Annotated in this window: 12 protein-coding genes and 5 tRNA genes; all 17 read right to left on the reverse strand. The window is 43.2% G+C overall.

Translation table 11 applies throughout. The annotated features are described in order from the left end of the window. Window positions 1-3: 3 nt before the first annotated feature. The 17 genes from yycF to rpsR all read right to left on the reverse strand — a co-directional run bounded on the left by yycF (window position 4) and on the right by rpsR (window position 12,865). On the reverse strand, window positions 4-711 hold the full coding sequence (gene yycF, locus FLK61_RS19810) for a response regulator YycF (protein WP_176011057.1): 708 nt from the start codon (window positions 709-711) through the stop codon (window positions 4-6). Between the two features lie 234 nt (window positions 712-945). Further along, window positions 946-1,074: a hypothetical protein gene (locus tag FLK61_RS20290; RefSeq protein WP_283811872.1), complete on the reverse strand. Its 129-nt coding sequence runs from the start codon at window positions 1,072-1,074 to the stop codon at window positions 946-948. 209 nt (window positions 1,075-1,283) lie between these two features. Next, window positions 1,284-1,359: transfer RNA gene (locus FLK61_RS19815), tRNA-Thr, on the reverse strand. Window positions 1,360-1,368: 9 nt separating this feature from the next. After that, window positions 1,369-1,444: transfer RNA gene (locus FLK61_RS19820), tRNA-Phe, on the reverse strand. Between the two features lie 33 nt (window positions 1,445-1,477). Next, window positions 1,478-1,553 (reverse strand) — tRNA-Asp (locus FLK61_RS19825). A gap of 27 nt (window positions 1,554-1,580) precedes the next feature. After that, a tRNA-Met gene (locus FLK61_RS19830) sits at window positions 1,581-1,657 on the reverse strand. Between the two features lie 76 nt (window positions 1,658-1,733). Further along, window positions 1,734-1,808 (reverse strand) — tRNA-Glu (locus FLK61_RS19835). Between the two features lie 276 nt (window positions 1,809-2,084). Beyond that, complete coding sequence (locus tag FLK61_RS19840; protein ID WP_176011058.1) at window positions 2,085-3,371, reverse strand: adenylosuccinate synthase; 1,287 nt, start codon at window positions 3,369-3,371, stop codon at window positions 2,085-2,087. A gap of 465 nt (window positions 3,372-3,836) precedes the next feature. Then, window positions 3,837-5,201, reverse strand: coding sequence for a replicative DNA helicase (dnaB, locus tag FLK61_RS19845; RefSeq protein WP_176011059.1), 1,365 nt, complete (start codon window positions 5,199-5,201; stop codon window positions 3,837-3,839). A 24-nt stretch (window positions 5,202-5,225) separates the two neighbouring features. Further along, window positions 5,226-5,669: a 50S ribosomal protein L9 gene (gene rplI, locus FLK61_RS19850; RefSeq protein ID WP_176011060.1), complete on the reverse strand. Its 444-nt coding sequence runs from the start codon at window positions 5,667-5,669 to the stop codon at window positions 5,226-5,228. Between the two features lie 4 nt (window positions 5,670-5,673). Then, window positions 5,674-7,638 carry a DHH family phosphoesterase gene (locus FLK61_RS19855; RefSeq protein WP_176011061.1) on the reverse strand — a complete coding sequence of 655 codons (1,965 nt, stop codon included), beginning with the start codon at window positions 7,636-7,638 and terminating at the stop codon, window positions 5,674-5,676. A gap of 12 nt (window positions 7,639-7,650) precedes the next feature. Further along, complete coding sequence (locus FLK61_RS19860; protein ID WP_176011062.1) at window positions 7,651-8,583, reverse strand: YybS family protein; 933 nt, start codon at window positions 8,581-8,583, stop codon at window positions 7,651-7,653. 192 nt (window positions 8,584-8,775) lie between these two features. After that, window positions 8,776-9,663 carry an ABC transporter substrate-binding protein gene (locus tag FLK61_RS19865; RefSeq protein ID WP_176011063.1) on the reverse strand — a complete coding sequence of 296 codons (888 nt, stop codon included), beginning with the start codon at window positions 9,661-9,663 and terminating at the stop codon, window positions 8,776-8,778. Between the two features lie 30 nt (window positions 9,664-9,693). After that, entirely contained in the window at window positions 9,694-10,446 is a 753-nt protein-coding gene (locus tag FLK61_RS19870) for an ABC transporter permease (RefSeq protein ID WP_176011064.1), read from the reverse strand. Window positions 10,447-10,459: 13 nt separating this feature from the next. Further along, window positions 10,460-11,434: an ABC transporter ATP-binding protein gene (locus FLK61_RS19875; RefSeq protein WP_176011065.1), complete on the reverse strand. Its 975-nt coding sequence runs from the start codon at window positions 11,432-11,434 to the stop codon at window positions 10,460-10,462. Window positions 11,435-11,458: 24 nt separating this feature from the next. Then, window positions 11,459-12,109, reverse strand: coding sequence for an ABC transporter permease (locus FLK61_RS19880; RefSeq protein WP_176011066.1), 651 nt, complete (start codon window positions 12,107-12,109; stop codon window positions 11,459-11,461). Window positions 12,110-12,637: 528 nt separating this feature from the next. Continuing rightward, entirely contained in the window at window positions 12,638-12,865 is a 228-nt protein-coding gene (gene rpsR, locus FLK61_RS19885; RefSeq protein ID WP_176011067.1) for a 30S ribosomal protein S18, read from the reverse strand. Between the last annotated feature and the right edge of the window lie 20 nt (window positions 12,866-12,885).

Raw genomic sequence — 12,885 nt, forward strand, 5'->3', positions numbered from 1 at the left:
TCATTAACTCTCCTGATCTGCTTGGCGAAGATAATAGCCAACTCCTCTTCGTGTTACGATCCATGCTGGATTACTTGGGTTATCTTCTACCTTCTCTCGTAGTCGTCGTACTGTAACATCAACCGTTCTTACATCTCCAAAGTAATCATATCCCCATACTGCCTGTAAGAGGTGCTCACGCGTCATGACTTGTCCTGTGTGACGAGCTAAATAATGAATGAGCTCAAACTCACGATGAGTCAGTTCAATCGGCTCTCCACGCTTTGTAACTAAATACGCATCTGGCTGAATAAGTAGCGGTCCAATCTCAATATTCTTGTTTTCCGATTCATTATCGGATGACCTTTGATTACGACGTAAATTGGCTTTCACTCGCGCAATCAGCTCTCTCGTACTAAACGGCTTCGTGACGTAGTCATCTGCACCAAGCTCTAGACCTAGTACTTTATCAATCTCCGAATCCTTCGCAGTCAGCATAATAATCGGCATATCATACGTCTTACGCACTTCCCGACAAACTTCCATCCCATCGCGATACGGAAGCATAATATCAAGTAAAATTAAATTTGGTACATGCTCCTTCACTTTCTCAACAGCATCGTTACCATCATAGGCAACAATAACATCAAAGCCCTCTTTCTCAAGGCCGAATTTTAATATATCTGCAATTGGCTTCTCATCATCCACAACTAAAATCTTCTGCTTATCCATAACTCTCCTACCTCCTAAAAAAATGACCATTCGTTATCTATTAATAAGGTATTTATGCTATTTTTTACAAAAACCCGTCATGCTTATCTCATGACGGGGTATCAGCTACATTAAAAAAACAGTGGTACTTCTATTGTCTATCATAACATACGCTTTGTCTAGTTACGGGCGTATGACATATTCTGTCGGTGTTGGTTGGTTCTTTTGGTGGGTTCTTTGGTGGTCGGTGCTTCACTAGGTCGGCAGTAAGTACTGTAATAAGAAGAAGCTTGTATTGGTGGTTACTTGCCAAGCGTATGCATCAAATGAGAGGGCCGTTGCGTCACTTCGGTTTTCGTATGCGTCTGGCATTTTTGTTTGCATCAAATGGAGCTCCGTTTGCATCACTTTGAACAACGTTTGCACCATCTACAAGAACGTTTACGTCACTTCACACCCCGTAAACACTCCGCACCCTCCTCTACTATAAACCAAACCCGTGTCCGTCACTCAACTCCCCCCGCATCTACCCCAAAAAAACACAAAAAAACCACCTTCATCACCATGATGAGGTAGTGTACGTAAGATATGCGTGGTGCTGGCCAGAGGACTTGAACCCCCAACCTACTGATTACAAGTCAGTTGCTCTACCAATTGAGCTAGGCCAGCAAACAAACATGGTGGCTCGGGACGGAATCGAACCGCCGACACACGGATTTTCAGTCCGTTGCTCTACCGACTGAGCTACCGAGCCATGTAAGGCTGTATAGAGTTTTTTATAAAAAAATGGCGGTCCCGACGGGAATCGAACCCGCGATCTCCTGCGTGACAGGCAGGCATGTTAACCGCTACACCACGGGACCTTTTAAATTATGTGCCTTCTATGTAATTGGTTGCGGGGGGCGGATTTGAACCACCGACCTTTGGGTTATGAGCCCAACGAGCTACCAGACTGCTCCACCCCGCGACAATGATATTATGTCTTGTGCGACAAAATTAACTATACTACAGTATGACATTCACTGTCAACCTTATATTTAAAATGGTGACCCGTACGGGATTCGAACCCGTGTTACCGCCGTGAAAGGGCGGTGTCTTAACCACTTGACCAACGGGCCAAACTATAGCATGATACTAATCTTTGCTTCGCGCTAAGACGTTTTGTTCTTGGCGACAAGATTTATATTATCACCATATAATTTCTTTTGCAATACCTTTTTGAAGATTAATTTTCTTTTTGTTTAAAAAGAGTCGAGTCTTTTCCACAAAGCTGCTCCAAGCTTCCACTTTGATTGAGGTAACAGGACCCATTCTCCCGACATAGTCCGACTCCGCCGACCCTCTTTTCATCCCAAAAAAATAGTCAGCGCCCGGGTAGGACGCCGACATGCTACTTATGCAAATACGCCACGCACTAAGTTTGTTTGCTTACGGTCAGGGCCCACGGAGAAGATAGATAGTGGAATACCTGTAAGCTGAGAAATTCGCTCAATATAGAAGAGCGCATTTTTAGGGAGCTCATGTAACGACTTAACCCCAGTAATGTCCTCTGTCCAACCTGGCATTTCTTCGTAAACCGGCTCACACTCAGCTAACACCTTCAGGCTCGCTGGGAACTCTTCCATGATCTCGCCACGATATTTGTAGGCAACACAAATTTTAAGTGTCTCAATTCCTGTTAATACATCAATCGAGTTAAGGGATAGATCGGTAATTCCGCTCACGCGACGAGCATGACGTACAACAACGCTATCAAACCAGCCTACACGACGTGGACGACCTGTCGTTGTACCATACTCCTTACCAATTTCACGAATTTGATCACCAATCTTATCGTGTAGTTCTGTTGGGAAAGGACCGTCACCAACGCGAGTTGTATACGCTTTTGATACGCCAACAACATGATTAATACGTGATGGACCAACACCAGAACCGATCGTGACGCCACCTGCGATTGGGTTAGAAGATGTAACGAACGGATACGTTCCTTGGTCAATATCGAGCATAACGCCCTGTGCACCTTCGAATAGCACGCGCTTTCCGTCATCTAATCCGTCGTTTAAGATAACAGACGTGTCCGCCACGTATTTCGCAATTTGCTGCCCATAGTCAAAGTATTCCTCTAGAATCTCTTCCTTCGTAAATCCGTCTACTTCGTAGATACGCTCAAGAATGCGGTTCTTTTCACGTAGATTTACTTCTAGCTTTTCTTCAAATGTCTCGCGGTCTAATAGGTCAGCAATACGAATCCCAACGCGAGCTGCTTTATCCATGTAAGCTGGGCCAATTCCCTTACGAGTCGTCCCAATCTTGTTCGCTCCCTTTGACTCCTCTTCCACGATATCAAGCTTTAAGTGGTAAGGCAGAATCACGTGCGCACGATTACTAATACGCAGGTTGCTCGTATCCACATTACGCTCATGTAAATAAGCAAGCTCCTCTACAAGCGCCTTCGGATCAATAACCATACCGTTCCCGATCACACACGTTTTATCCGAATAAAAGATTCCTGATGGAATTAAGTGTAGCTTATACTTCGTATCGTTAAACACGATCGTGTGACCTGCGTTATTTCCTCCTTGATAACGTGCAATCATCTCTGCGTTTTCCGACAAATAATCCGTAATTTTACCTTTACCTTCATCGCCCCACTGGGTTCCTACTACTACAACTGATGGCATTGCCAAACACCTCCGCAATTTTCCGTACTTCCTTTTTAACCATGGTAAGTTTACCAGTTTTCGTGCAGATAGTCAATAAAATACCGAACGTTATCTGCGAATAATATATTAATGTTCGTTATTACCTTTTTGATAGAAACCTTTTTAGGGATGCTTCTAGGGGGTGGCTTTAGGTAACCGCACTAGCCCTTGCATGCTGACACTTTAGCAATTAATTTGGTTTCTATCATGATATCTGTCCTCTCTAAAAAGATAGTCCACACCAAACGCACTTTAGCAACCTAATTCATTCCCATTTTTGCACAATATGCTCGCGTTTTGGCACAACCTCGCCTAATTTTTGCACCATCCTCCTCCAATTTAGCACCACCCCCTCTAAATTCAGCACAGCTACCCAAACTATCAAATCTCCTACCTACATCTAAATCTTCCTCCAACAAAAAAAGCCCCTCACAAGGAGAGACTCTACGCGCCTGGAGGGATATCTCCCTCGTCAAAACGACGCTCTAAGTTAACGAATTTATTGTACTCCTTTACGAAGGCAAGCTCGACGGTGCCAACTGGACCGTTACGTTGCTTGGCAATGATGATCTCGATAATATCCTTTTTCTCGGATTCGCGATCATAGTAATCATCTCGGTATAAGAAGGCGACGATATCGGCATCCTGCTCAATCGATCCAGATTCACGAATGTCGGACATCATTGGACGTTTGTCCTGACGTGACTCTACCCCACGCGAAAGCTGTGACAAGGCAATTACAGGTACCTCAAGCTCACGGGCAAGACCTTTTAATTCACGGGAGATCTCTGACACCTCCTGCTGACGACCCTCACTACTGCGAGCGTCACCTTGAATGAGCTGTAAGTAGTCAATCATGATCATTCCTAGACCGCGTTCCTGCCTTAGCTTACGGCATTTGGCACGGATCTCCTTCACTTTAATACCTGGCGTATCATCAATGTAGATACCAGCCTTCGATAAGCTGCCCATCGCCATTGTAAGACGCTGCCAGTCCTCGTCCTCAAGCTGACCAGTACGGAGGCGCTGCGCATTAATATTACCCTCGGCACAAAGCATACGCATGACAAGCTGATCGGCACCCATCTCTAAACTAAAGATGGCGACGTTCTCATCGGTTTTGGTCGCAACGTTTTGCGAAATGTTAAGTGCAAAGGCCGTCTTACCTACCGATGGACGGGCCGCTACGATAATTAAATCGTTCTTTTGGAAGCCAGCCGTCATGCGATCAAGCTCGGAGAATCCGGTTGGTACGCCAGTTACTTCTCCAGCTGTGTGCTGTAAAAGCTCAATTTTATCAAATGCCTCAATGAGGACCTCTTTAATATCAACAAATTCTCCAGACGATTTCCGTTGCGAAACCTCGAGGATTGCTTTCTCCGCATCGCCTAAAATCGCTTCTACATCATCTTCGCCCGCATAGCCTTCTGTTGTAATGTTTGTTGCTACACGAATGAGGCGGCGTAGTAACGACTTCTCTTCAACAATTTGCGTATAGTACAGGACGTTTGCAGCTGTCGGTACTGCGTTTGCTAAATCTGTTAAGTACGGAATGCCGCCAACTTCGTCTAGCCACTGTTTTTGATTCAAATCATCGGTGATTGTTACGAGATCGACAGGCTCCCCCTTAGCAGCTAGCTCGAGCATCACACTAAAAATACGCTGATGTGCAACACGATAAAAATCTTCCGGCACTAAACGCTCGGAGGCGGTGATAAGAGCTTCACCTTCTAAAAAAATCGCTCCTAGCACCGCCTGCTCTGCTTCTATATTTTGAGGAGGCGTCCGATCTGTAAATTCTTCGCTCATAGTCGGTTCCCTCTCTTCCTCACCTTATGCTTCTTTTACGTGAACCTTTAGTGTCGCCGTTACCTTCGGGTGGATTTTCACGTCCACATTCGAGTATCCTAGCGCACGAATCGGTTCATTTAAATCGATCTTACGCTTATCGATCTTTAAATCCATTTTCTTAAGCTGCTCAGCAATTTGCTTACTTGTGACAGCACCAAAGAGTCGACCGCCTTCACCAGCTTTCGCCGTTAGCTCAATCGTTAGCTTCTCAAGCTCTTCCTTATATTTCTTTGCGCCCTCAAGCTCTTGTTCCGCCTGTTTCTCCTGGCTTTCTTTCTTCTTCTCAAGAGATTTCATATTCCCTGCGTTTGCTTCAACTGCTAGGTTATTTTTGAAAAGAAAGTTGCGTGCATATCCATCCGGTACGTTTTTAACGTCTCCCTTTTTACCTTGGCCTTTAACATCTTGAAGTAAAATTACTTGCATGGTGTTATTCCACTCCCTTAAAGTATTCATCTATTTTTTCTTTGAGCAGTTCTTCTGCTTCTTCTTCTGTCATCTTATCAAGCTGTGTTGCTGCGTTGGTCAAGTGACCTCCGCCGCCCATTTTTTCCATAATGAGCTGAACGTTGACCTCACCGAGTGAGCGAGCGCTTATACTTAGTCTTCCATCTGCAATTTTAGAAATAACGAAGGAAGCCACAACATCATTCATCGTGAGTAACGTATCAGCTGCTTGTGCAATTAAAACCTGCCCATACGTTTCGCCTGCATAACCACGGGCGATAGCGACGCCGCCAGAATAAACATGAGCCTGTTCAATCAGCTTTGATCTCTTCACGTAATGATCGAGATCCTCTTTAAGTAGCTTTTGGACAAGTGTTGTATCTGCTCCGCGACTACGCAAATAGGAGGCAGCATCAAATGTCCGAGATCCCGTGCGAATGGCAAAGCTCTTCGTATCGACGATAATGCCGGCAAGCAAAGCCGTTGATTCAAGCACGTCTAGTGCCGGTTGATTTGGCTGGTACTCTAAAAGCTCTGTTACAAGCTCTGCTGTAGAGGAAGCATAAGGCTCCATATAGACGAGTACCGCATCATCAATAAACTCTTCGCCACGTCGATGGTGATCAATAACAATCGTACGATCTACTTTATCCACTAGCTTCGAATCTAAAACAAGTGACGGTCTGTGTGTGTCTACTACGACCATAAGCGTGTCATCCGTAAGCTCTTCACGTGCTTCTTCAGGGCTTATAAACTGCGACCAAAGATCATCATGCTCTTGGATCTCCTTAAGGAGCTTGTGGACGCTCTGATTAACATCGTCGGAGTCTAACACGATATAGCTGTCTTTACCATTTGCGGCAGCAATCTTAAGCATACCAATGGCGGCTCCTATAGAGTCCATGTCCGGGTTTTTATGCCCCATAACAAACACTTTATCACTCTCTAAAATGAAGTCACGAATCGCATGAGAGATCACTCGTGCTCGCACTCGCGTTCGTTTTTCCATCGCATTCGATTTTCCACCATAAAAGCGAACTTTCCCGCTCTTCTCTTTAATGGCAACCTGGTCTCCACCACGTCCTAAAGCTAAGTCTAAGCTCGATTGAGCCAGTGCTCCAAGCTCTCTCAGCGACGTTTCGCCACTCCCGATTCCAATACTTAGCGTTAACGCAACCTTCTCAGCTGCGGTATTCTCTCTCACTTCATCTAAGAGTGTGAAGCGGCTTGATTCAAGTGACGCTAAAGCATCCTCATTAAATACCGCTAAAAACTTATCAGAGGATGTACGACGAATTAAAATATCGTGCTCTCTTGACCACTGATTCAGCGCATCTGTTACATGTGAGAGTAATTTACTGCGAACCTGATCATCCATTCCCTGTGTCACTTCATCATAGTTATCCAAATAGATAACACCGATTACCGTTTTATCACGCTCAAATAGATCCTTAAATTCCTGCTCCTCCGTTACGTTTAAGAAATACAGCAAACGCTCGTTAGGCTCATGAATGACTCGATAGTTCTCGTCACGCACGTGCAGGAGAAAGCTACGTTTTTCTTCGTTAACGTGATCAATGAGCTCCTCCGATAAAATGTCCATCGAAGTCCCGATTAAATCACTTTCCGTCATCTTCTGAATATATGGATTGGTCCATTGAATCAGCAGATCCTCATTATAGAGGAGCATACCGATTGGCAGTTTAGTCACAGCCTCTTCGCCCGCTTTGTTCACCCTATAGGTGAGCGTCGATAGATAGGCAGATAATTCTCGCTCGAACTGAACTCGTGCGCGCACGGTAAAAAAAAGCATCGCAACAAGTGCTACAAACCCCGCTAAACCTAGCCGCCAGTCAAAAGACATGAGACCGCCTGTTACGAGAAATGCGATAGCGAACAAGATAACGACGTGGTAGCCATGCCATCGTTTCATCAGGAATTTTGGCATTTTATACAACTCCTAGTTTTGCGAGTTCAATCGCTTTCTTAAGTCGAAACCTAAGTCAATTATACCTAAGATTCTTATAATAGGAAGGAAAATTGGTAAAAGAAGCGCAAACACTGTAATCAAAATTGGAATGATTTTATTCAGCTTTTTCATATGGAAAAAGAAGAATAGAAACGTCACACCTTGAATGAACATCGCGGCCTCTAATACGGGAGTTAAATTAGCTCCAACCGTATAAAACGTAGTACCAGGCTCTGGCTGTGCAAATAAAAACACGAACGTTAGCAGGTAATACCAAAAGAAGGATTTAGGTAAGCTCCACTCACGCAGAGGTGGAAATGGTGCATAAGGTAGCTTGCGCTTCTTCAAAAAGCGAGCAATGACAAGCTGAATAAATAATGCGATTCCTGTACCAAACATCACGATAAGCGCTGGAGCAATGACTGTCAGCTCATCAATAAATCCAAGCATTGGAGCTAGTGCTTCCTCTTGGTCCTGAGTAACGCCAAACAGCTCCTCTGTCTGCTCCACAGACTCTGTCATAGCCGTCTGAATCTCTTCTACCGGGTTAACATTTAAGAATATAATTGCTCCCAAATATAACGCCAGTATGCCACCAATCGTACTTAGCGCTGATCCAGCAAACACACCGAAAGCCGATTTTTTTTGCCGATAAAGCTCCCCGATAATAATCCCTGTTATTCCATTAAGGAAGATGGATAAAAGAGAAACTGGTCCTGCTAAGAGGAAAAATAGCAGAAATGCTCCGCTCAGGGCAACCGCTCCGCTTTTCCACGAATAGCGATACGTAAATAACGCTAATGGCACAGCAGCAAAAAAGAAGGTCACAAGTCCTACTATCGGAACGAGTAACGTTAAAAACCCTAAAAGAACATAGACGGCGATAGCAATGATACCGTCTTTAAACATAGTTGATTGTTCCATTCATGTACCTCATTTCTAGCTTCTTCTTAACCTGTCTATTTTATCACGCTATCGCTTAAAAAAACAAAGTATGGCGGTCGTGGGACTTTTGAGTACGAAAATTGGAGTCAAATGGCGCCATGACAATACATCGTCATGGCGCCATTTCTCCAAATATTTGGTAGCACGCATTTACTAGCTATACGTACGTATTTACTCGAGTAGACCACTTTCCTGAAGGAATTCTTCTGCTACCTCGTCCACATTTCGTTGCTCAATATCGACCTGGTAGTTAAGCTCAGCCATAATTTCACTGTCTAAAATATCGGCCATTCTCTGGAACACTTCCTCCATCTCTGGGAACTCTTCATAAATTTCCGTAGTCATAGATACCGCAGCACTATAGGCTGGGAAGAAATCCATGTCATCCTCAAGATTAATTAAGTTAAGCTCTGGAATACGGCTGTCTGTCGAGAATCCTACTGCAACTTCCACCTCTTCGTTCCCAATAGCATCGTAGTTAAGACCATAGTTCATCTCAATTACTTGAGCATCACCAAACTCGAAGCCGTAAGTCTCGTAGACACCTGGAAGACCATCTGGACGGTTTGCAAACTCTGCGTCCGATGCCATACGGAATTCACCAGGATTATCATTTACATAATCTGATAAGTCACTAATGCTCTCAATTCCAAGCTCATTCGCCTGATCCTCACGCATAACTAGTGTATACGTGTTATTAACTTCAGATATATTTGTCCACGTGATACCTTGCTCTCCATCCACTTCTTGAATACGAGCAAATGCCTCATCAACATCTGCAATTGGATCTTCTCCGTTATACGTAACAAGGCCTGTACCTGTATAATCCCATGTCACGTCAACTTGACCGTTTTCTAATGCTTGGCGAAGTGCTGTAGAACCAAGATTATCTCTCATTTCTACCTCGTAGCCTTCTTGTTCAAGTAAAAGCTCTGTCATCTTTGCTAAGATAAATTGTTCTGTAAAGTTTTTAGCACCTACTGTTACTTGATCTCCGCTTGAGCATGCCCCAAGTAATGCTACAGACGCTAACCCAACTACACCAATTGCTTTTTTCATCGTTTCATTCGCCCCTTTTATCTCATTTTATTAGGCTTGCTTAATCGCAGCCTGTCTAGCTAGTCGTAACCCTTTTGGTACAACAGCAAATTGAAGCCCTCTAAACATATAGTCAACTAAAATTGCTAATAAAGTGACTGGTACAGCTCCTGAAATCAAAAATTGCGGATCGAATAATTGAATCCCTGTAAAGATCCACACTCCGAGACCTCCGCCACCAATTAAGTAAGCTAGCGCCGCTGTACCGATATTCAGTACGACCGCTGTACGTATACCTGCAAGTATCGAGTATGACGCTGACGGAAGCTCAATTTTAAACAGAATTTGAGCTGGAGTCAGTCCCATTCCTTTCGCAGCATCTTTTGCAGCTGGATCGACGGAATCAAGACCTGCTATCGTATTTTGCAGGATCGGTAATAAGGAATAAATGAAGAGCGCCACAATCGCTGCTCGAATACCGATTCCTAAAAAGCCCATTGCAAGTGCGAGAATCGCAATACTTGGGATCGTTTGTCCAAGGTTTGCAATGTTAACCAATAACCACTCTGACTTTCTAAACTTTGGTCGTGTGATAAATATTCCAAGAGGTACGGCAATGACTATTGCAAGCCCTGCTGATATTCCAACCATCGTTAAGTGCTGACTTAATAGATTAAAAAACGTACCTGGACTCTCATATATTTTGGCGAACGCTTCGCTTGTGAATGCCCACCAGAAGAAAGCTATAATGAGAACCCAAAACACGATTTTGACTGCTAGCGCAATCGCTTTGTTACGTGTCATGAATGTGTCCTCCTTATGCTTTTGTTTTTACTTCCTTCTCTAAGAATTCCTCGATTAAACCAAGGGACAATCTTCCAGCAATTTCGCCTGTTTCGTTCGTTGCGACAATTTGGTCTGCCTCACGATTAAGTAGCATCGCAATAACATTACGAAGAGACGTATGCATATCTACTTTTTTTGTATCTGTAATCGTTTGATCTGCCGCTTTTAGGTTCATCGTGTCCATTAGATGAGCTACCGTGTAAAGACTCATACTCTTTAAGACGCGATCTTGTCCAACGAATTCAGACACAAACTCGTTAGATGGACGATTAAGAAGGTTTGTTGGTGTATCATACTGCATGATTTCTCCGCCACGTAATAAAGCAATACGGTCACCCATTCTTACTGCTTCATCAATATCATGACTAACGAATAGAATGGTTTTCTTCACTTCTCTTTGAATCTTTAAAAACTCATCCTGAATACTTGTACGAATTATGGGATCAAGCGCTCCAAAAGGCTCGTCCATAAGCATAACCGGTGGGTCTGCTGCTAATGCTCGTGCCACACCAACTCGTTGTTGCTGTCCACCAGATAGCTCGTGTGGGTATCTGTTGCGAAACTCGTCTGGCGCAAGGCCAACAAGATCACTTAAGTAGTTAAAGCGTTCACGCTTTTTGACTCGATCCCATCCAAGTAGATCTGGCACAATCATCATATTATCTTCGATCGTCATATTCGGGAATAATCCGTTACTTTGGATAACATACCCAATATTTCTTCTCATCTCGATTTTATTTAACTCCGAAATGCTCTTACCTTGAACGCGAATATCGCCTTCAGTCATTGTCTCTAACTGGTTTACCATTCGTAGTAATGTTGTTTTCCCACAACCAGAAGGACCTAATAAAATAACAAACTCTCCATCATTAACTGTGAGGTCAATGTTATTGATTGCCTTCACATCACCGTTATATACCTTTGTAACTTGATCAAATTCAATCATCGTACGTCACCTCATCATCTCTCGTTATTGCACACCCTTTGGTGTGAATTTGCGTTGAATTAGCTTTAATGTCTGATCTGCAATTATTGCAAGTATTGAAACCGCAATCGCTCCTGTTAGGACCATGTTAGAATTCCCTCTACTGATACCTGAGTTGATTAAGACACCAAGCCCTCCAGAACCAATAAATGCCGCAATCGCTCCAATTCCAATGCTTAATACAGTAGCTGTACGAACACCTGCCATGATCAGCGGTAATCCATTCGGAATTTCTACTTTTATTAATCGTTGAAATGTCGTCATCCCTATCCCTTTTGCAGCATCTCGAATATTCGGATCAACGTTATTTATCGCTGTATACGTATTTCGAATAATTGGTAACTGAGAATAAAGAATTAAGGCAATAACTGCTGGTAGAAAACCAACCCCTTGATTAATGACTGATAGAATAGGAATCATTACTCCAAATAGAGCAATACTCGGAATAGTCAGGATAATCGAAGCAACCTGAAGAACCGTCTCAGCTAAATCTTCGTTTGCTGTTAAGTAGATGCCTAATGGAATTCCTATTAACATTGCAATAATTAACGCTACTCCAACGAGCTGAATATGTTCAATCGTGTAAGAGAGAATATTAGAAAAGTCTCTGCTAATATAATCAATTAGTCCACTCATTTCGTGCACCTCCTTGATAAGTATTACGTGATTTTTACACACTCTTATAATGTTAGACGTCTTCCCTTTTTAAAACCAATACTATAAGACGTGATAAAAGGTCCTAGTTTAGGTCTTACCACGACAAAGCATGCTGACATACAGCGTTCTTTTTATTGCGCTTATTTACGCGATGATGATCATGATTGCTTCAAAATGGGGAGGGGAAATGCCCTAATAATGGGAAAAGTGAGAGGAAGGACTCATCTCTCGAGATGAAACTCGTCTAACATTGTCGTACTATGTAAAAAGAGTGCTTTAGAAAATAACGTATAGTAGTACTTTGAACTAATACCCTTTAAAAATGTCGATTAAACGTATAATATGAAATAATGTTAACTTTTATGTATTTTTTTGTGTAATTAGTAAATGAGGTTTAACCTTTCATCAATACCCCTCATGGATTAATTTTTGTTTACCTAACTTCTTTTTCTCTCTATATACAAAAAAGAACCATAGCCTCGGGGCCATGGTTCTTATCTTTATAGACTACTCCGTTACGAATGGTAAAAGAGCCATTGTACGTGCGCGTTTAACCGCACGAGTTAACTGGCGCTGATACTTCGCAGAAGTTCCAGTTACTCGGCGAGGAAGAATTTTTCCACGCTCAGAGATGAACTTCTTTAGTAGGTCCGTATCCTTATAATCAATCTTCTTGATCTTGTTTACTGTAAAGTAACAAACTTTACGGCGTCTTGGACGACCACGACGTGCCATAATGAACAACCTCCTTCTTA

It is taken from the genome of Paenalkalicoccus suaedae, assembly GCF_006965545.2.
GTDB classification, from domain to species: Bacteria; Bacillota; Bacilli; order Bacillales; family Salisediminibacteriaceae; genus Paenalkalicoccus; species Paenalkalicoccus suaedae.

Excerpts from the sequence above, each read along its gene's own strand:
- FLK61_RS20290 (WP_283811872.1), bottom strand. The coding sequence starts at position 1,074 with ATGCAAACAAAAATGCCAGACGCATACGAAAACCGAAGTGACGCAACG.
- FLK61_RS19855 (WP_176011061.1), bottom strand. The coding sequence starts at position 7,638 with ATGCCAAAATTCCTGATGAAACGATGGCATGGCTACCACGTCGTTATC.
- FLK61_RS19880 (WP_176011066.1), bottom strand. The coding sequence starts at position 12,109 with ATGAGTGGACTAATTGATTATATTAGCAGAGACTTTTCTAATATTCTC.
- dnaB (WP_176011059.1), bottom strand. The coding sequence starts at position 5,201 with ATGAGCGAAGAATTTACAGATCGGACGCCTCCTCAAAATATAGAAGCA.
- rpsR (WP_176011067.1), bottom strand. The coding sequence starts at position 12,865 with ATGGCACGTCGTGGTCGTCCAAGACGCCGTAAAGTTTGTTACTTTACA.
- FLK61_RS19840 (WP_176011058.1), bottom strand. The coding sequence starts at position 3,371 with ATGCCATCAGTTGTAGTAGTAGGAACCCAGTGGGGCGATGAAGGTAAA.
- FLK61_RS19860 (WP_176011062.1), bottom strand. The coding sequence starts at position 8,583 with ATGGAACAATCAACTATGTTTAAAGACGGTATCATTGCTATCGCCGTC.
- FLK61_RS19870 (WP_176011064.1), bottom strand. The coding sequence starts at position 10,446 with ATGACACGTAACAAAGCGATTGCGCTAGCAGTCAAAATCGTGTTTTGG.
- FLK61_RS19875 (WP_176011065.1), bottom strand. The coding sequence starts at position 11,434 with ATGATTGAATTTGATCAAGTTACAAAGGTATATAACGGTGATGTGAAG.
- FLK61_RS19865 (WP_176011063.1), bottom strand. The coding sequence starts at position 9,663 with ATGAAAAAAGCAATTGGTGTAGTTGGGTTAGCGTCTGTAGCATTACTT.
- yycF (WP_176011057.1), bottom strand. The coding sequence starts at position 711 with ATGGATAAGCAGAAGATTTTAGTTGTGGATGATGAGAAGCCAATTGCA.
- rplI (WP_176011060.1), bottom strand. The coding sequence starts at position 5,669 with ATGCAAGTAATTTTACTTCAAGATGTTAAAGGCCAAGGTAAAAAGGGA.